This is a genomic window from Streptacidiphilus sp. EB129 (assembly GCF_041262645.1).
Taxonomy (GTDB): Bacteria; Actinomycetota; Actinomycetes; order Streptomycetales; family Streptomycetaceae; genus Streptacidiphilus.
Genome location: NZ_JBGCCS010000009.1, coordinates 120,160 through 138,872, shown reverse-complemented (window position 1 = coordinate 138,872; position 18,713 = coordinate 120,160). Strand labels below are relative to the sequence as shown.

The 18,713-nt window shown below is 71.3% G+C and carries 17 protein-coding genes; 7 read left to right on the top strand and 10 right to left on the bottom strand.

Going from position 1 to position 18,713, the window contains the following annotated elements:
* Positions 1-56: 56 nt before the first annotated feature.
* Positions 57-1,280, bottom strand: a complete 1,224-nt coding sequence (locus ABH925_RS14205; protein WP_370147862.1) for an HpcH/HpaI aldolase/citrate lyase family protein — start codon at positions 1,278-1,280, stop codon at positions 57-59.
* Positions 1,281-1,677: 397 nt separating this feature from the next.
* Between ABH925_RS14205 and ABH925_RS14200 the strand changes: the two genes are divergently transcribed.
* Positions 1,678-2,550 carry a TerD family protein gene (locus ABH925_RS14200; RefSeq protein WP_370147861.1) on the top strand — a complete coding sequence of 291 codons (873 nt, stop codon included), beginning with the start codon at positions 1,678-1,680 and terminating at the stop codon, positions 2,548-2,550.
* Between the two features lie 84 nt (positions 2,551-2,634).
* Here ABH925_RS14200 and ABH925_RS14195 read toward each other — a convergent pair whose 3' ends face one another.
* A complete protein-coding gene (locus ABH925_RS14195) occupies positions 2,635-3,414 on the bottom strand; it encodes a Tellurium resistance (protein WP_370147944.1) in 780 nt (259 codons plus the stop codon).
* 321 nt (positions 3,415-3,735) lie between these two features.
* Between ABH925_RS14195 and ABH925_RS14190 the strand changes: the two genes are divergently transcribed.
* Together ABH925_RS14190 and ABH925_RS14185 are read left to right on the top strand one after the other, a co-directional pair.
* The gene (locus ABH925_RS14190; RefSeq protein ID WP_370147860.1) at positions 3,736-4,731 is read left to right on the top strand and encodes a DUF2637 domain-containing protein; all 996 of its coding nucleotides are present in this window, start codon (positions 3,736-3,738) and stop codon (positions 4,729-4,731) included.
* Positions 4,732-4,880: 149 nt separating this feature from the next.
* Positions 4,881-6,056 carry an ROK family protein gene (locus tag ABH925_RS14185; RefSeq protein ID WP_370147859.1) on the top strand — a complete coding sequence of 392 codons (1,176 nt, stop codon included), beginning with the start codon at positions 4,881-4,883 and terminating at the stop codon, positions 6,054-6,056.
* Here the strand turns inward: ABH925_RS14185 and ABH925_RS14180 are convergent.
* The 6 genes from ABH925_RS14180 to ABH925_RS14155 all read right to left on the bottom strand — a co-directional run bounded on the left by ABH925_RS14180 (position 6,036) and on the right by ABH925_RS14155 (position 10,963).
* Positions 6,036-7,187 carry a DUF475 domain-containing protein gene (locus tag ABH925_RS14180; protein ID WP_370147857.1) on the bottom strand — a complete coding sequence of 384 codons (1,152 nt, stop codon included), beginning with the start codon at positions 7,185-7,187 and terminating at the stop codon, positions 6,036-6,038. The two genes, ABH925_RS14185 and ABH925_RS14180, sit on opposite strands and share 21 nt — an antisense overlap.
* A 123-nt stretch (positions 7,188-7,310) precedes the next feature.
* Entirely contained in the window at positions 7,311-7,889 is a 579-nt protein-coding gene (locus tag ABH925_RS14175; RefSeq protein ID WP_370147856.1) for a TerD family protein, read from the bottom strand.
* Positions 7,890-8,050: 161 nt separating this feature from the next.
* Positions 8,051-8,626 carry a TerD family protein gene (locus ABH925_RS14170; protein ID WP_370147855.1) on the bottom strand — a complete coding sequence of 192 codons (576 nt, stop codon included), beginning with the start codon at positions 8,624-8,626 and terminating at the stop codon, positions 8,051-8,053.
* A gap of 175 nt (positions 8,627-8,801) precedes the next feature.
* Positions 8,802-9,260: a peroxiredoxin gene (locus ABH925_RS14165; RefSeq protein WP_370147854.1), complete on the bottom strand. Its 459-nt coding sequence runs from the start codon at positions 9,258-9,260 to the stop codon at positions 8,802-8,804.
* Positions 9,261-9,397: 137 nt separating this feature from the next.
* Positions 9,398-10,276: a hypothetical protein gene (locus ABH925_RS14160; RefSeq protein ID WP_370147853.1), complete on the bottom strand. Its 879-nt coding sequence runs from the start codon at positions 10,274-10,276 to the stop codon at positions 9,398-9,400.
* 240 nt (positions 10,277-10,516) lie between these two features.
* Positions 10,517-10,963: a DUF3052 domain-containing protein gene (locus ABH925_RS14155; RefSeq protein WP_370147852.1), complete on the bottom strand. Its 447-nt coding sequence runs from the start codon at positions 10,961-10,963 to the stop codon at positions 10,517-10,519.
* Between the two features lie 668 nt (positions 10,964-11,631).
* Between ABH925_RS14155 and aceE the strand changes: the two genes are divergently transcribed.
* From aceE to ABH925_RS14140, 3 genes are all read left to right on the top strand, one after another.
* On the top strand, positions 11,632-14,382 hold the full coding sequence (aceE, locus tag ABH925_RS14150) for a pyruvate dehydrogenase (acetyl-transferring), homodimeric type (protein WP_370147851.1): 2,751 nt from the start codon (positions 11,632-11,634) through the stop codon (positions 14,380-14,382).
* 203 nt (positions 14,383-14,585) lie between these two features.
* Entirely contained in the window at positions 14,586-14,768 is a 183-nt protein-coding gene (locus ABH925_RS14145; RefSeq protein ID WP_370147850.1) for a hypothetical protein, read from the top strand.
* Between the two features lie 300 nt (positions 14,769-15,068).
* Positions 15,069-16,277 (top strand): alpha/beta hydrolase, encoded by a 1,209-nt coding sequence (locus tag ABH925_RS14140; RefSeq protein WP_370147849.1) that lies wholly within the window; start codon positions 15,069-15,071, stop codon positions 16,275-16,277.
* 7 nt (positions 16,278-16,284) lie between these two features.
* Here ABH925_RS14140 and ABH925_RS14135 read toward each other — a convergent pair whose 3' ends face one another.
* A complete protein-coding gene (locus ABH925_RS14135; protein WP_370147848.1) occupies positions 16,285-17,301 on the bottom strand; it encodes an aldo/keto reductase in 1,017 nt (338 codons plus the stop codon).
* A complete protein-coding gene (locus ABH925_RS14130) occupies positions 17,298-17,723 on the bottom strand; it encodes a MerR family transcriptional regulator (protein ID WP_370147847.1) in 426 nt (141 codons plus the stop codon). Before ABH925_RS14130 ends, ABH925_RS14135 begins: the two co-directional genes overlap by 4 nt.
* 124 nt (positions 17,724-17,847) lie before the next feature.
* On the opposite strand from ABH925_RS14130, the gene ABH925_RS14125 reads away from it, so the two are divergent.
* Positions 17,848-18,681, top strand: coding sequence for a serine hydrolase domain-containing protein (locus tag ABH925_RS14125; protein ID WP_370147845.1), 834 nt, complete (start codon positions 17,848-17,850; stop codon positions 18,679-18,681).
* Positions 18,682-18,713 lie beyond the last annotated feature (32 nt).

Sequence of the window (18,713 nt, the reverse complement as noted above, 5' to 3'; positions counted from 1 at the left end):
TGCGGTGCTTGGTACTGCGGTGCTTGGTACTGCGGTGCTTGAGCTGCCCCGGGGCGTCACTGCGGGCAGACGCAGGCGGCCAGGAGTTCCGCGAAGGTCACGTCCTCGCGTGCCACCCCGAACACCGAGGCGCGCAGCATCACCCGCTGCGCCCAGGCCCGGTGCGGCTTCACCTCGTTCATCTTGTTCGTGTACGCGGACCGGAGCACCCCACCGCCGGACCGGTCCTGGTGCAGGATGTCCATCGCGTCCGACCACTCCTCATGGGTGGCCACGGACAGGGCGTGCACGGCGGGGACGTGGCTGGGGTGGATGCAGGTCTTGCCGAGCAGCCCGTTCGCCCGGTCGAGTTCGATCTCCCGGATCAGACCGTCCAGGTCGTGCTCGATCAGCTTGCGGCGGACCCCGTCCGTCGGCGGCTCGGTGTCCTCGAACGGGGAGCTGCGCAGCTGCGGCTTGAACTTGCGTTCCTGCACCGGGAAGTACTCCCACACCGGCCCGGTCACGGTGTACCCGCTGCCGTCGGAACGGCCGAGGACGTTCACCACGTCGCCGATCACCGAGGCGACGAGCTGCACGTCATAGGCGGTCAGCTCGGGCGGGCGGCGCAGCCCGTACGCGGAGCTGAGGTCGGTGACGCCGAGCCGTACCGCCAGGATCTGCTCGCGGTACTTCTCCAGCACCCGGGATATCCCGAAGAGGGTCTCCGCCCGGGTCTCCAGGTGTGCGAGCTCCGGCGACTCCAGCACCGGCATGGCGAACAGCCGCAGACCGGTCTCGGAACGCACCTGCTCCAGCGCCTCCAGGAACGGAAGCCCGGTCTCCTCGGTGAACTTGGGGACGACGAAGCCCGAGAGCACCCGCAGCGCGGGCCCGAGCCGGGCGGCCAGGTCGGTGATCTGCGCGGCATGCCGGACCCGGACGAACAGCAGCGGCAGCTGCTCCGGCGCCCGCTCCCCCGCCGCCGGGCCAGCCGCCCGGTCCGCCCGGCCCGCCTCCTCAGCCGCCAGCCTGCTGAGCTGGCGGACCAGGTTGGCCTCCGCGTCCGGGACCTCGCGGTCGTCGATGGCGTCCTCCAGGCAGAGCACCATGGAGACCACGCCCTGGGTGGCCTGCCTGCGGATGTCCTCCACCAGGTGCGGCCGGGTCGCCGGCGAGTAGAGCGTCGCACCCAGCGCGGTGGACAGCACCGACGGATCGCTGTGCCGGTCGAAGGCGACGGGCTCGTGCAGGAAGAGGCGCTGCCGGATGTCCCGGTCCAGCTGGGGGAAATGGCGCATGGGCCCCTTCCTCGGATTCGACGGTACGACGGATGACAGGCACGGGTGCCTGACGGTGGGGACTGCCGAGGCCGTGACTGCACGGTGGCTGACCACGAGGAGGGAGACCTACCGGGGGACGCGGCCGGCGGTGCGGCCGGATGACGTCCTTGACGGGATACCTCCACGAGGCCACCGGGGCCTTAGCGGCACATCGTACGTAAGACCGGGACGGAAAGCTGCAGGGAAACACGACGTTCTCGGAATGGTGGCCTCCCCTTAACACGGCGCGGCCCACGGCGGAGCAGGCGGCCCCCGCACGGCACCGCACCGCAGGTCATCCACACCGCCCCGGGTCGCCTTCCCGGGTGACGGCCCCGCATTGTCCCCGCACCCCGCCGGACGGCAGGATGGGGACATGACGAAGGTCCTGCCCAAGGGCTCCAACACCACGCTCGGCGGCAGCGTGGCGGCTGTGCGCGCCGTACTCCGCTGGCGCATCGTGCCCGGGACCCCGGATGTCGACGTGTCCGCGCTGCTGCTCGGCGCAGACGGCCGGGTGCGCTCGGACGAGGACTTCGTGTTCTACAACCAGCCCCGGCACCCCACCGGGCTGGTCCGGCACCGCTCCAAGGCACGGCTCGACGGGGAGGTCACCGACACCATCGACATCGACCTGGACCGGCTGCCCGCCGAGGTGCACCGGGTCGTGGTCGGCGGCTCGGTCGAGGGCGGCAGCTTCGGCGACATCAGCGGGCTGCACATCCTGCTGTTCGACATCGCGGGCGGCCCGGGCGCGGAGCCGCTGGCGCGCTTCGACATCACCGACACGAGCAGCGTCACCGCGCTGCTCTGCGGAGAGCTCTACCGGCGTGGCGGCGCGTGGAAGTTCCGCGCGATCGGGCAGGGCTACTCGTCCGGGCTGGTCGGGCTGGCGACGGACTTCGGCATCACCGTCGAGGAGGACGAGGAAGCGGCACCCCCGGCCGCGTCCCAGCAGGCCGGCGCCGTGCCCGAGACCGTGCCCGCACAGCAGTCGCAGCCGCAGCCCCAGCCGGACGCGCCGCCCCGGCCCCAGCCGCAGCACGAACCGGCGCCGGAGCCCCCCGCATCGCCGGTGAACCCCCCGCCGGTGAATCCGCCGCCGGTAAGCCCCCCGCCGGTGACCGGCGCGCCGCCCACGCCGGGCACGGGCTACGGCTACCCGCCGCCGCGCCCGACCCTGCTGCCCGAACCGGCCGGCTTCGCCCTCCCGCTCCAGGGCCCGCAGTTCCAGCCCAACAACCGCTGAGCACCCGCCGAACAGCCCCGCGACGCCCCCGCCGAGCACCCCCCGCGACGCCGCCACCGGGCAGCGCCCCCGCGCCTCCGGGCGTCAGCTCGCCGGCTTGTACCCCCGCTGCCACTGCAGGCCCCACCCGTACAGCCGGTCCAGCTCCGCCTGGAACCCGTACACGTAGCGGGCCTCCCGACGCACCGTCAGCGCGCCGTCCCGGTTCTCGATCAGGGCCACCGCGCAGGACCGGGCCTGCGGATGATGCTGGTCGAGCCGCACCTCGATGGGCCGGCCGCCCGGCGGGAACAGCGTCACCACCGCGTGGGTGCGGTCGAACGCGGGCGTCTCGTCGTAGATGTAGACGAAGATCAGCAGCCGCCGGAACCGGTCCCTCTTGTCCAGGTCGATGTACATCATCTCGCCGGACGCCGAGCCGGAACGGTCGTCCCGGCTCAGCCGGATGAACGGCGGGTGCTGCAGGTCCCCGAAGTAGTTTCCGAGCGGCTGGACCACGCCCTTGGTGCCGTCCGCGAGCTCGTACATGCAGCCGAGGTCGAGGTCGACGTCCACCGGACGGTCCCCGGAGGTCTGCGGCACCTCCACGGGACGGAACAGCGCCGGGTGCAGCAGCCCGCGCCAGCGCTGGCGTCCGGTCCTCGGCGGCGCCTCCGCCGCCCGGGTGGTCCAGTGCAGGTTGACCTGCATGGTCCCGCCGACCGTGCCCATCTCGTTCAGCGACACCTGCGGAGTGCCCTTGGTGAGGGTGACCCGGTCGGCCCCCGTGGTGAAGCCCTTGAATCCCGACTTGCCGAATCCGCTGTCGAACCCGGCATCGAATCCGTTGTCGAACCCCTTGTCCGACTTGCGCAGAAAACCCATGATCCCGGCCATGGCTCCACCCCTCCGCTGCCACCTGGGCTGGCCCCTACCCAGCCGGGGGCCTTCGGGCACCACTCTTCCGTACCGGTACGACAGTTGCGAGACGGCTCGGCACTGCCCGGCCCCGCCCCCGGCCATGACTGAAGGTCACAACTCGTGAACCGGTACGATGCGCTCCCCTCCGACGCGATATCGTGCTCCCCGCACGCATGTCGCGGCGTCAACTGCGCCGCCCCGGGGGACACTGCGCCGCACGTCGTTCGCGTACACCAGCGGCCGCGTCCCCCGCCGCCCGAAACCCGAAGCCGAGGCTGACCCCGTATGAACTTCTCCTCCATACAGCTGGTGTGGCTGGCTGTCGGCTGTGCGATAGCCCTGCTCATCGCGGTGGTCATGGGCCTGCTGAGGACGAAGAAGCCCAAGCACGCCGCCGAGGCCAGCGACTCCTGGGAGCGCAGCGAGGAGCGCCGCCGCCGCAAGGAGGCCCTGTACGGGAGCGCGTCCTACGTACTGCTCTTCGCCTGTGCCTCGGTCGCCGCCGCACTGTCCTTCCACGGCCTGGTCGGCTTCGGCCGGGAGAACCTCAACCTGTCCGGCGGCTGGGAGTACCTGGTCCCCTTCGGCCTGGACGGGGCCGCGATGTTCTGCTCGGTGCTCGCCGTCCGCGAGGCCAGCCACGGTGACGCCGCGCTCGGTTCGCGCATCCTGGTGTGGCTCTTCGCCGGAGCCTCGGCCTGGTTCAACTGGGTGCACGCGCCGCGCGGCGGCGACCACAACGGCGCCCCGCAGTTCTTCGCCGGAATGTCGCTGTCGGCCGCCGTCCTGTTCGACCGCGCGCTGAAGCAGACCCGCCGGGCCGCGCTGCGCGAGCAGGGCCTGGTGCCCCGCCCGCTGCCGCAGATCCGTATGGTCCGCTGGCTGCGCGCGCCCGTCGAGACCTACCGCGCCTGGTCGCTGATGCTGCTGGAGAACGTCCGCACGCTGGACGACGCGGTCGAGGAGGTCCGCGAGGAGAAGCGCGAGCGCGAGCTGGCCGCCGCCCGTCAGCGCAGCGAGAGCCGCCGTGAGCGGGCCGAGCTGAAGGCGATCTCGCGGTCCGCGCCGTTGCGCGAGCTGACCACGCTGGAGGCCTCCGGCGGTGCCGGAACCGCGGCCGGACTCGAGCCGGCGTCGACCCGCGGCATACTGCCGCGCCGCCGCCGCGCCGACGCGCTGGAGTCCCCGCTGCCGGCGCAGCCGGAGGAGGACAGCTCGCCGCTGCCGCGCCTGGACTCGCTGGAGAAGAAGCTGAAGGACCTGGAGCAGCAGTTCGGCTGACCGACAGTCACCGCGCTGCTCGGTCACCCACTGCGCTCATTCACGGCGGTCACGCGCAGTAGTCGGCCACAGCGACCGGTCGCGTGCCAGGGAGATCCACTAATCCGGGATCTCCCTGGTCACGCGCCCGAAAGCACTAAAGTGTGACCATGATTGCCAGGCCCGCGACCTCGTCCACGCTCAAGGAGATCAACCTCCGCACGGTCCTTGAGGTGATCCGCGCCGAGCCCCCGGTCTCCCGGGCGGAGATCGCCCGGCGCACCGGGATCTCCAAGCCGACCGTCTCGGCGCTGTTGCAGGACCTGCTGGACATGGGCCTGGTCTCGGAGACGGTCCGGGCCGAACTGGGCCCCACCTACGGCGCGTTGTTCTTCGCACCGCGTCCCGAGGCCGCCTATGTGCTGGCTCTGGACGTCGGCGCGCGGCGGCTGCGCGCGGCGGTCGCGGACCTGGACGGGGTGATCCGGATCCGCCGCGACGTTCCGGCGGAGGGCCTGGACGCGCCCAGGATCGTACGGACGGCCGCCGCGCTGGCCGAGGAACTCAGCGCGGGCGCCGGCATCAGCCGCTCCGCGTTGCGCTACGCGGCGGTGGGCGTGCCCGGCGTGGTGGACCGCAGCGACGGCCGGACCTGGCAGGCCGCCAACGTCGCCTCGTTGGAGGGCTTTCCGGCTCTGGAGTCGTTCTCGGCGGCGCTCGACCTGCCGGTGATCGTGGAGAACGACATCCACCTGGCCGCCCTCGGTGAGCAGCGCCACGGCACCGGCACCGACGCGGACAGCTTCACCTTCCTGTCGGTGGGCACCGGCGTCGGCGCGGGCCTGGTGCTGCGCGGCGAGCTGCACCGCGGTTTCGCGGGCGCGGCCGGGGAGTTGGACTGCGCGGTGGACCCGGCCCGGTTCGAGGCGAACGACCCGTGCGCCACCGCGCTGCTCCGCTACGCCGAGCAGCGGCTGCCCGAGCAGCCCGGCCGGGGTCCGCTGACCACCGAGCTGGTCTTCGCGCTGGCCCGTGAGGGCGACCCGTCCGCCTGCGCGGTGCTGGACGAGGAGGCCCGGCGCATCGTCGGCTACCTGGCCACGGTCGCGGCGGTGGTGGACGTGGAGCTGGTGGTGCTGGGCGGCGGCATCGGCCTGAACGGTGACCTGCTGCTGGAGCGGGTCCGCGAGCGGCTGGCCGCCCGCGTCCCCTATCCGCCCCGGGTGGAGGTCTCCGCCCTGGGCGACGCGGCGGTGCTCACCGGCGCCGTCGCCGTGGCCACCCGCGCCGCCCTGGAGCAGATCCTCACCGAGCGGTTCGCCCCGTCAGGACACCGCAGACCCTGAGGAGACCGGCGTCTGCTCGGCCTCCTCCGCGGCCAGCCGCCGGTTGCGCAGCATCGAGGAGAACAACGCCAGACCGATGAACGCCACCCCGATCAGGCCGGTGACGATCTCCGGGATGGTGTAGCGGATGGAGACCATCAGGATCAGCGCCAGCGCGCCGATGGCGTAGTGGGCGCCGTGCTCCAGGTAGACGTAGTCGTCCAGGGTCCCCTGGCGCACCAGGTAGACGGTGAGCGAGCGGATGTAGAGAGCGCCGATGCCCAGGCCCAGGGTGATCTGGAAGATGTCCTGGCTGATGGCGAAGGCGCCGACGACCCCGTCGAAGGAGAACGAGGCGTCCAGCACCTCCAGGTAGAGGAAGAGGAAGAACGCGGCCTTGCCGGCGACCAGTACGGCGGACTTCCGGGCCGGGGCGGCGGACCGGGCGGCGGCCGTGTCCGGGTCCTCGGCGGACGCCGCGTCCTCACCGTCCTCGCCCGCGTCCTCCTCGCCGGCGTCCTCGAACAGGTTGGACAGGCCGCTGACGGCCAGATAGGTCGTCAGACCCGCGACTCCGGCCAGCAGAACGGTTTCTGCTCCGCCCTGCGCGAAGAACCGCGCGGAGAGCATCAGCACGATCAGCGAAACCACCACGGACAGCTGGTCCAGCTTGCCGACCTTCTCCAGCGGCGCCTCGATCCAGTTCAGCCAGCGGACCTCCTTCTCGCCGAGGATGAAGTCCAGGAAGATCATCAGCAGGAACATCCCACCGAAGGCGGCGATGGCCGGGTGCGCGGCGTCCAGGTGCTGCGCGTAGTTCATGCCGCCGTAGGTCTTCGTGGAGTCCAGGGCCAGCTGGATCACGGTCTGCGGCCCGATGTGCGCCGTCAGCGCCACCACCAGCAGCGGGAACACCAGGCGCATGCCGAACACGGCGATCAGCACACCGACGGTGAGGAAGATCCGCTGCCAGAACGGCGTCATCCGCTTGAGGATGGTCGCGTTGATGACGGCGTTGTCGAAGGAGAGCGAGATCTCCAGGATGGAGAGGATCAGTACGACGCCGAAGCCGTCCGCCCCCCAGAAGTACGCGGCAGCCGCGAGGCCGAGGACCGTGATCCCGAAGGACCATCCGAAGGTGCGGAGGAGCACTGGGGGTCATTTCCTTTCACTTGCGCATGGCGGGCACGACTGCGGGGGCCGTCGGGCACGCTCATGTCCGGTCGCACTCATGAGCAGGCCTCCGACGGCCCCCGCGAATCCCACCACATTTTCTTACTGAACGTTAACCCCAAAGTCCAGGGCAATGCCGCGGAGTCCGCTCGCGTACCCCTGCCCGACCGCCCGGAACTTCCACTCGTTGTTGTAGCGGTAGAGCTCACCGAAGATCATCGCGGTCTCGTTGGACGCGTCCTCGGTGAGGTCGTACCGTGCCAGCTCGCTGCCGTCCGCCTGGTTCAGCACCCGGATGTAGGCGTTGCGGACCTGGCCGAAGCTCTGCAGCCGCGACTCGGCCTCATAGATGGACACCGGGAAGACGATCTTGTCCACCTGCGGCGGGACCATGGTCAGGTTGATCTTGACGACCTCGTCGTCCCCCGCTCCGGTGCCACCGACCAGCTCGTCGCCCATGTGCTCGACCGAACCCTCGGGGCTCTTGAGGTTGTTGTAGAAGACGAAGTACTCGTCGCCCAGGACCCGGCCGTTGGCGCAGAGCAGCGCACTGGCGTCCAGGTCGAAGTCCGCACCGGTGGTAGCCCTCGCCTCCCAGCCCAGGCCGATCTGCACCGCGGTGAGGTTGGGGGCGGCCTTGGACAGGGAGACGTTGCCGCCCTTGGCGAGCGTGACACCCATGTGTTTCTCTTCCCTCCCTGGGGAACGGGCCGCTGACGCGGCGACACCCGAAGGGTCACCGCGTCAGCGGCCTGCCGGCGAACCTGGAACGGACGTGTCGGACGGCGGGCTTGTCGGACGGCGCGCTTGTCAGACGGCGGGCTTGTCGGACGGCGGGCTTGTCAGACGTTGACGCCGAAGTCCTGCGCGATACCGCGCAGGCCCGAGGCGTAGCCCTGGCCGATGGCCCGGAACTTCCACTCGGCCCCGTTGCGGTAGAGCTCGCCGAAGACCATGGCGGTCTCGGTCGAGGCGTCCTCGGTGAGGTCGTAGCGCGCGATCTCCTGGCCGTTCGACTGGTTGACGATGCGGATGTAGGCATCGCGGACCTGACCGAAGCTCTGCAGCCGGGACTCGGCCTCGTAGATGGAGACCGGGAACACGATCTTGGCGACCCCGGCCGGGACGGTCGCCAGGTTGACCTTGATGACCTCGTCGTCGCCCTCACCCTCACCGGTGAGGTTGTCACCGGTGTGCTCGACCGAGCCGTCGGCGGACTTGAGGTTGTTGTAGAACACGAAGTCCTTGTCCGAGACGACCTTGCCGGTCTCGGCCGTCAGGATGGCGCTCGCGTCCAGGTCGAAGTCGGCGCCCGTGGTCGTCCGGGCCTCCCAGCCCAGGCCGACGAGGACCGCCGTCAGACCGGGCGCCTCCTTGGTGAGCGAGACATTGCCACCTTTGCTGAGGCTGACACCCACGAGTCCTCCAGATGCTGGGGGAGCACATCTCCGTGCCCCCGTTGGTGCGATTTGCGGTTGCTCTCCAGCCAACGGATCGATCGTAGTGGCGGGTTCCCGGACTTCGCAGCCGCACGCACCGGGGGATCCGCGGCGAATGTCCCCGGCGCGCCGGAGGACCGCGGGTGTCAGTGCATCAGAGTGCCGCGAGGGCCTTCAGGTACTCCTGCTGGTCACGGGCGTCCGGCAGACCGTTCACGACGGTCCAGCGGACCACGCCGGTCTTGTCGATGACGAAGGTGCCGCGAACGGCGCAGCCCTTCTCCTCGTCGAACACGCCGTAGGCGCGGGAGACCGCGCCGTGCGGCCAGAAGTCCGAGAGCAGCGGGTACTCCAGGCCCTCCTTCTCCGAGAAGACCCGCAGGGTGGGCGCCGAGTCGTTGGAGACCGCGAGGATCTGCACGTCGTCGTTCTGGAACTGCGGCAGCTCCTTCTCCAGGCTGCACAGCTCGGCGGTGCAGACGCCGGTGAACGCGAACGGGTAGAAGACCACGACGACGTTCTTCTCGCCGCGGAAGTCGGAGAGCTTGACCAGCTCGCCGTGCTGGTTCTTCAGCTCGAAGTCCGGAGCCTCGGTACCGACCTCGATCGTCATGCTTGCCCCTCAATGGTGCCTGGGACCGCCCCGCCGATGCGGGTGGGTCCTGCCGGGTGTCGTGCCCGGAGCCATCCTGCCACCAGCGGCGGACCGCCCGCACCGGCGTCCCGTCCAGCGGTCGGACGGCGTGCGGCTCAGCGCATCCCGGGGAGGCGGCCGAGCAGGCCGACCATGCCCACCGCGCGCCGCAGCAGCGCCCCGCCGGGCAGCCCGGGGACCTGCTCCACCAGCGGCGCCAGCGCCATCAGCCCGCCGATCCGGTGCAGCCGGAGCTCACCCCTGGCGAGCAGCCCGGGCAGCGCGGAGCGGCCGGCCGGTACGCCCAGCACGGTCGCCGCCTCGCCCTCCACCCCCGGTACCGCCGGATCGGCCCCGACGACGGCCCTGGAGTCGGTACGCCAGCCGGTGGCGTCGGAGCGGAACACCCAGCCGGAACTGCCGCCGCCCCAGACCCCGGCACTGGTGCGCACCCCCTGCCGCCAGGCCAGCGCCCCGACGACGTCCACCATCGCGGCCACCCCGGCCTCGGTCACCGGTTCCGGCACCGACCCCGGCGGAACGCAGCGCAGCGCGGCCAGCGCCAGCTCGTGGCCGGTCGCGTGCACCTGGGTCAGCAGCGGCAGCGGCCCCAGCACGGAGTCCAGCGGCACCAGACCGAGCTCGGGGCGCGCCTCGATCCGGTCCAGGCCGGCGGCGACCCGCTCCCTGGCCTCCGCGAGTGCGGCCAGTACGGCCTCGCGGCCCTCGCCCCGGTGGTCCACCCGCTCACCCCCGGCAGGGCCCGGCGGCACGGCACCGGGCCCGGTGGGCGCGCCGAGAGCGGCCTCGGCCTGCTCCAGCAGCCGGGCCAGTACCGGCCGTTCCGGCCAGGAGGCCAGCGGGGCGAGCTCGCCGAGTCCACCGGGGCCGGCCGGCAGCGCGGCGGCGAGGTCCAGCACCGCGTCCCAGGCGCCGAGGGTCCGTGTGCGGAGTTCCCCGGGCGGACCGGTGGCCACTCCGCGGTGATCGTCCATCCGGCCATTCTGCATGCCCGCCCCGCCGCGGCGGCCCAGGAGGCCGCGGCTCCGGAACCGCGGCACCGGGATCCGCCCCCCGGAAGCGGGGCCGGGAGCGGGCGAAAGGGCAGGAAAAGCCGAGGCTCCGCCGGTCGGCGGCGGGACGGTGCAGCCACGGGGGCGCGGCGTGCCGCGCCCCCGTACTGTGCGATGTCCCGTGCGCCTACCGGCGGAGCCTCGGGCGGAGCGTGTTCGCTGTCAGCGCCTGCCTGACTTGGCGACCTTGGGGGTGGCCAGCCGAACGGCCGACCAGTCCTTGCTGACGGCAACGGTGCTGGTCTGGGAGAGGCCCGCGGTGGTCGCCGCGTCGGCGATGTCGCTGGCCTCCACGTGCCCGGTACGCCCGGTCTTGGGGGTCAGCAGCCAGACCAGGCCGCCTTCCACCAGGAGCTCCTGGGCGTCGACGAGGGCGTCGGTGAGATCGCCGTCCTCGCTGTCCTCGCGGAACCACATCAGCACGGCGTCTGCGACGTCGTCGTAGTCCTCGTCGACGAGTTCGCTGCCGGTGAGGTCCTCGACGGCCTCACGCAGCTCCTGGTCGACATCGTCGTCGTAGCCGAGCTCCTGGACCACCTGTCCGGGCTGGAAGCCCAACCGACGTGCCGGGTTGGACCTGTCCTCCGCGGGGTCCGCGGTCGCGCTCACGGGAATTGCCTCCTATATCCGACCCTGTCTCCTGAAGCCAGGGCTGTGGCCGTAGTCCACACGGGCGGGACGCTCAGCGCAAGTACCCGGCCCCTGATCCCGCTCCGACAGCGCTGCGTCGCAACGCGACACGCCGCGGAGCGTGACACAGATCACGCCCGTTTGCCCCAGTATCGACCGGTGCAGAACTTTCGCACTGCGAACAGGCAGCGAGTCGCCCTGCGAAACGGACTGCGAGTCGCGCGGCGGACCGCACGGCAGGCTGCGCAGTCCCTACCCGTCGCGCCGCCGCCTCACTCCTCGGCCCCGACGGCGCCGGCCGGTCTGCAGCGTACGCGAGCTGCGGAGTGGCACCGAGTGCCACCCAACCAGTGCCTGAGCACGGGCTTTGCGGGCGTACAGTTCTGGATTGGCCCTCCCCAGCCGCCCACTCACCACAACGATGTGGCGTGGTGGTCGGGCCACCTCGTCGTAGCGCGAACCCCCATCCCGGGTGCCCGCTGCAGGGCGGGTGACCGGTTTCACCTGAAAGTGGTGCCTTCGTGTCGTTTACGGCAGTGGGCACGAACCGGTTACCCATGGGTAGAGATGACGTTTCTCGACCTGCGGTCCACGATGGAGGCGGCGCGACACCACCTTTCTCGTTAGACCGACAGTGAAGGAACAGCGTGGCTTCCGGATCCGATCGCAACCCGATCATCATTGGCGGCCTGCCCAGCCAGGTCCCGGACTTCGATCCCGAGGAGACCAGCGAGTGGCTGGAATCGCTCGATGCCGCCATCGACGAGCGGGGCCGTGAGCGCGCCCGCTACCTGATGCTGCGACTCATCGAGCGCGCCCGTGAGAAGCGTGTCGCCGTGCCCGAGATGCGCAGCACGGATTACATCAACACCATCGCGACCAAGAACGAGCCGTTCTTCCCCGGCAACGAGGAGATCGAGCGCAAGGTCCTCAACGCGACCCGCTGGAACGCGGCCGTGATGGTCTCCCGGGCCCAGCGTCCGGGCATCGGCGTGGGCGGCCACATCGCCACCTTCGCCTCCTCCGCGTCGCTGTACGACGTGGGCTTCAACTACTTCTTCCGGGGCAAGGACGCCGACGGCGAGTCCGGCGACCAGATCTTCTTCCAGGGCCACGCCTCCCCCGGCATCTACGCCCGCGCCTTCCTGCTGGACCGGCTGAGCGAGCAGCAGCTCGACTCCTTCCGCCAGGAGAAGTCCAAGGCCCCGTACGGTCTGTCGAGCTACCCGCACCCGCGCCTGATGCCGGACTTCTGGGAGTTCCCGACCGTCTCCATGGGCCTGGGCCCGCTGGGCGCGATCTACCAGGCGCGGATGAACCGCTACCTGCAGGACCGCGGCATCAAGGACACGTCCAGTTCGCACGTCTACGCCTTCCTCGGCGACGGCGAGATGGACGAGCCGGAGTCGCTGGGCCAGCTCTCCCTCGCCGCCCGCGAGAACCTGGACAACCTGACCTTCGTGGTCAACTGCAACCTGCAGCGCCTGGACGGCCCGGTCCGCGGCAACGGCAAGATCATCCAGGAGCTGGAGTCGCAGTTCCGCGGCGCCGGCTGGAACGTCATCAAGCTGATCTGGGACCGCAGCTGGGACCCGCTGCTGGCGCAGGACCGCGACGGCGTCCTGGTCAACAAGCTCAACACCACCCCGGACGGCCAGTTCCAGACGTACGCCACCGAGTCCGGCGCGTACATCCGGGACAACTTCTTCGGCAGCGACCTGCGGCTGCGCAAGATGGTCGAGGACCTCACCGACCAGCAGATCCAGCACCTGGGCCGCGGCGGTCACGACCACGCCAAGGTCTACGCGGCGTTCAAGGCCGCCCGTGAGCACGTCGGCCAGCCGACCGTGATCCTGGCGCACACCGTCAAGGGCTGGACCCTGGGGCCGAACTTCGAGGGCCGCAACGCGACCCACCAGATGAAGAAGCTCACCACCGAGGACCTCAAGCGCTTCCGGGACCGGCTGCACCTGCCGATCACCGACAAGCAGCTGGACGAGGGCTACCCGCCCTACTACCACCCGGGCAAGGACTCGGAGGAGATCCAGTACATGCACGACCGCCGGCGCGAGCTCGGCGGCTACATGCCGACCCGCAAGGTGCGGCCGCGCAAGCTGGAGCTCCCCGGCGACGACACCTACAAGGTCCTCAAGAAGGGCTCGGGCAACCAGGAGATCGCCACCACCATGGCGTTCGTCCGGCTGCTCAAGGACCTGATGCGGGACAAGGAGATCGGCAAGCGCTTCGTGCCGATCGCCCCCGACGAGTACCGCACCTTCGGCATGGACTCGCTGTTCCCCTCGGCGAAGATCTACAACCCGCAGGGCCAGCTGTACGAGTCGGTGGACCGCGAACTGCTGCTCGCCTACAAGGAGTCGCCGACCGGGCAGATGCTGCACGACGGCATCTCCGAGGCCGGCTGCACCGCCTCGCTGATCGCGGCCGGGTCCTCGTACTCGACCCACGGCGAGCCGATGATCCCGGTCTACGTCTTCTACTCGATGTTCGGGTTCCAGCGCACCGGCGACCAGTTCTGGCAGATGGCCGACCAGCTGGCGCGCGGTTTCGTGCTCGGCGCCACCGCCGGCCGCACCACCCTCACCGGTGAGGGCCTGCAGCACGCCGACGGCCACAGCCACCTGCTGGCCTCGACCAACCCGGCCGTCGTCGCCTACGACCCGGCCTACGGCTTCGAGATCGCCCACATCGTCCAGGACGGCCTGCGCCGGATGTACGGGTCCAGCGCCGAGCACCCGCACGGCGAGGACGTCTTCTACTACATGACGGTCTACAACGAGCCGATCCGGATGCCGGCCGAGCCCGAGAACGTCGACGTCGAGGGCATCCTCAAGGGCCTGCACCGGTACGCCCCCGGCACCGGCGGCCAGATCCCGGCGCAGATCCTCGCCTCCGGCGTGGCCGTGCCGTGGGCCCTGGAGGCCCAGCGGATCCTCGCCGAGGAGTGGAACGTCCGGGCCGACGTCTGGTCCGCGACCTCCTGGAACGAACTGCGCCGCGACGCGATCGAGGTGGAGACGTTCAACCTGCTGCACCCCGAGGAGGAGCAGCGGGTCCCGTACGTCACCCGCAAGCTGTCCGGCGCCGAGGGCCCGTTCGTGGCCGTCTCGGACTGGATGCGCGCGGTGCCGGACCAGATCTCGCGCTGGGTACCGGGCCAGTGGCAGTCGCTGGGCGCGGACGGGTTCGGCTTCGCCGACACCCGCGGCGCGGCCCGTCGCTTCTTCCACATCGACGCCCAGTCGGTGGTCCTCGGTGTGCTCACCGAGCTCGCCAAGCAGGGCAAGGTGGACCGTACGGCGCTGAAGGCGGCCATCGACCGCTACCAGCTGCTGGACGTCTCGGCGGCGCACCCGGGCGCGGCCGGCGGCGACGCCTGACCCGCCCGTAGTACCCGATGAGCGGACGAGCCCCGCCCGGTGACGATCCGTCACCGGGCGGGGCTCGCCGTGATTCACCGCAGAGCGGTGACCTGGAAGCACAGCCGACCACCCTCTTGGCGGGACCTCACCGGACGTGTGTCTATGCTGTCGGCGATCTCCGTCGGCACAGTGCGGACGGGTGCCGAGAGGAAACACGCACAATGGACAGCCAGATCGTGCACAAGGCCGCCTTCCTGCTCCACGAGTGCCACGAGCCCGAGCAGGTCGTGGTGGAGCGGCTGAAGGACTACTTCCCGGAGCTGACCCTGGTGGAGCGTGAGCGCTACGTCTCCGAGGCCTGGGACCAGGTCCACGGCAAGCAGGTCGAGGGCGCCGAGATCTGAGCCTGACCGTCACGGCCGCCGCCGGGCCGGCAACGGGCCCGTACCCCTTCCCGGGTACGGGCCCGATGCGTTCCCGGGTACGGGCCCGTTGCGAGCGGAAGAGGGTACCGGGGTTATGAAGGCGCCGTGAATCTGTTGGTCGATTAGGGGCCAATGTGATGGTTGTCGCAGTCTGCGCCCCTGGCGTACAGCGTACGCAGCTGGACGATGCGTTTAGGCTGGCGCGAGCATCCTCAAACCGCAAGACCTCCGGGCCCGGCCCGTCGTCAGGTCGCCGGAATCCCTAGGAGACACACGCGTATGCGATTCAGGCGCACCCTGATAGCGGCCATGGTCTCCGTCACCGTCCTCGCCGGCACCGGCGCGGCCGCTGCGGGCGCGGCGGTCTCCGACGAGCAGGCGACCATCACCACGCCGCCGGCCGGCAGCAAGGCCTGGGTGCGCGACCACTCGCTCGGACGCGACCTGCCCGACCCGGCGAAGGCCACCGCGGCCGAGGCCGCCGCCTTCTTCGCCTCGCTCACCCCGGCCCAGCAGCAGCGCCTGGTCCAGCTCTACCCGCTGGTCGTCGGCAACTTCGACGGCGCCCCGGCGGCCCTGCGCTACCAGGCCAACGCGCTGGCCATGCGGGACGAGCTGGAGCGCGAGCAGGTCCGGGCCACCGACCCCGCGCTCACCTCCGACGCCCGCGACGTCGCCGCCGCCCGGGTCGCCACGCTGCAGTCGCTGCTCACCCCCGGCCGCCAGATCCTGGTCTTCGACCCGCGCGGACGCGGGCTGGTCGCCGAGGTCTACGGGGACCTCACCACCGCCGAGAAGGTGTCCGTGCTGGTGCCCGGCTCCGATGTGGACCTCACCCACTTCGAGGGCACCGACCAGCCGCTGAAGTACGCCGCCGGAATGGGACAGGCGCTGCGCGCCGAGGAGCAGCAGGTCTCCCCCGGGACCGGCACCGCCGTCATAGCGTGGGCCGGCTACGTCACCCCGGTGGGCCTGGGCGCGGACGCCGCGACCGGCCGACTGGCCGAGGCCGCCGCCCCCCGGCTGGAGAGCCTGCTGGCGGGCCTCGCCGTCACCGCGCACCCGGCGAGCCCCCCGTCGCTGTTCTGCCACTCCTACGGCTCGGTGGTCTGCGGCGTCGCCGCGCCCGCGATCCGGCAGTCCGCGACCGGCGGCGTCACCGACATGGTGGTCCTCGGCAGCCCCGGCATGGACGTGCCGGACGCCGCCGCGCTGGGCGACGGCGTCCGGCTGTGGGCCACCGCCCGCAACCCCGGCGACTGGATCGGCAACGTCCCGTACCTGGAGATCGGCGGCCTGGGCCACGGCGCGGACCCGACCAGCTCCGGCTTCGGCTCCCATGTGATCGCCTCGACCGGTGCCGACGGCCACACCGGCTACCTCAACCCGGGCACCGCCAGCCTGCGCAACTTCGCCGACATCGCGCTCGACCGCTACGCCGACGTCACCTGCTCCGGCAACGACGGCGGCTGCGTCGCCGGCCTCTGAGCCGCGGCTACTCGCGGGCGGCGGAGGTGCTGCTCATGTCGGCGTAGCGGTCACCGGACACCTGCGCGGCGATCGGCTCCAGCAGGGCCAGCTCCTCCGCGCTCAGCGTCAGCGCGGTCGCCGCGGTGTTCTCCTCCAGCCGGGTGCGCTTGCGGGTGCCCGGGATCGGCACCACGGTCAGCCCGTGCACCCGGGCCCGCTGCTGCACCCAGGCCAGCGCGACCTGGGCCGGGCTCGCCCCGTGCGCGGCCGCGATCTTCTGGACCGGGGCCAGCAGCTCCGCGTTCCGCGCGGCGTTGTCGCCGGTGAACCGCGGCTGGTGCTGCCGGAAGTCGCTCCCGCCGAGCTCGCCGGCGTTGGCGAAGGAGCCGGTCAGGAACCCGCGCCCGAGCGGGGAGTACGGCACCAGGGCGACCCCCAGCTCCGCCGCGGCCGGGACCGCGCTGATCTCCACGTCCCGGGAGAACAGCGACCACTCCGACTGCAGCGCGGCGATCGGGTGCACCGCGTGCGCCTCCCGCAGCTCCGCACCGGTGACCTCGGACAGGCCCAGGTGGCGCACCTTGCCGGCCTGGACCAGCTCCGCCATCGCGCCGACCGACTCCGCGAACGGAATCGCGGGGTCGCGCCGGTGCATGTAGTACAGGTCGATGACGTCCAGGCCGAGCCGGCTCAGGCTGGCGTCCACGGCCTGCCGGATGTAGGCGGGGTCGTTGCGGATGCCCCGGTGCTGCGGGTCGTCCGCGCGGCGCTCGATCGAGAACTTGGTGGCCAGCACCACCCGGTCCCGGTTGGCCCGGACGAAGGGGCCGACCAGCTTCTCGTTCTCGCCGCTGCCGTACACGTCGGCGGTGTCGAACAGGGTGACGCCCAGCTCCAGCGCCCGGTCCAGGGTGGCCAGGGCCTCCGCGGTGTCGGTCTCGCCGTAGAACTCGCTCATGCCCATGCAACCGAGGCCCTGGACGCCGACCACGGGGCCGTTGGTACCGAGCGTCGCGCTCGGGATGACAGTGCTGCTGCTCATGACTGCTGCTGCCTCTCCGCATAGAAGTCGATCTTGTGGTCGATGATCAGAAGGGTGGCCTGCAGGTCCGCGATCCGCTGCCGGACCTCGTCCCGGTGCTGCTCCAGCAGCTGCTGCCGGGCCGCCGCGGTGTGCTCGCCCTCACGGCGCAGTTCGGCGTAGCGGAGCATGTCGGCCACCGACATCGCGGTGAGCCGCAGCTTGCCCAGGAAGTCCAGCCAGGCCAGGTCGCGGTCGCTGAACCGGCGCTGTCCGGTGTGCGACCGGGCCGGGTGCTCCAGCAGCCCGATCCGCTCGTACCAGCGCAGGGTGTGCGCGGTCAGCCCGCTGCGGGCGACGACCTCGCCGATGGTGTAGCGCGGGGTGTCGTCGGCACCGGGCCGCTCCTCCTTGATTGCCGTCTCCACCACTGCCTGCGACATTCGGTGGCCCCCTTTCCTCCGTATCGACTGCACCGACGCTACCGACTTGGAGTGCACTCCAAGCAAACGCGACCCGCCCGGCCTGCGGCCTGTCCGGTGCGGGCGGCTCGCTAGTCTGGGGGCCATGGACAGTCTGCTGATCATCGAAACCTGGCCGGTCCCGACCGCCGCCGTCGCCGTCGTACGGCGCGACGGCAGCCTCGCCGGGGCCAGGGGCCCGCAGCAGCACCCCTTCCCGCTGGCCTCGGTGACCAAGCCGCTCAGCGCCTACGCCGCTCTGGTCGCGGTCGAGGAGGGCGCGCTGGAGCTGGACGAGCCGGCCGGGCCCGAGGGCTCCACGGTGCGGCACCTGCTGGCCCACACCTCCGGGCTGGCCTTCGACGAGCACCGGGTGACGGCCGCCCCCGGTACCCGCAGGCTGTACTCCAACGCCGGCTTCGACGTGCTGGCCGAGACCGTCGAGAAGGCCACCGGGATCCCCTTCCCGCAGTACGCCGCCGAGGCGGTGTTCGCCCCGCTCGGCATGGACGACACCCGGCTCGACCCGGGATCCAGGAGCCCGGCCGGCGCGGGCGGCGTCTCCACCGCCGCCGACCTGTCCCGCTTCGCCGCCGAGCTGCAGGCCCCGCGGGTGCTGCACCCGTCGACCCTGGCCGAGGCCACCAGCGTGGTGTTCCCCGGCCTGGACGGAGTGCTGCCCGGCTTCGGCCACCAGCGCCCCAACGACTGGGGCCTCGGCTTCGACCTGCGCGACCACAAGTCCCCGCACTGGACCGGCACGCACAGCTCCCCGCAGACCTTCGGGCACTTCGGCCAGACGGGCACCTTCCTGTGGGTCGACCCGGTCGCCGGCGCGGCCTGCGTCGTGCTCACCGACCGCGACTTCGGCCCCTGGGCCGCGGAACTGTGGCCGCTGTTCACCGACGCGGTGCTGGCCGAGCTGAACCGGCACCCGTAGCCGCGCGCCGGCGCGGACGCCGGTCAGGGGCG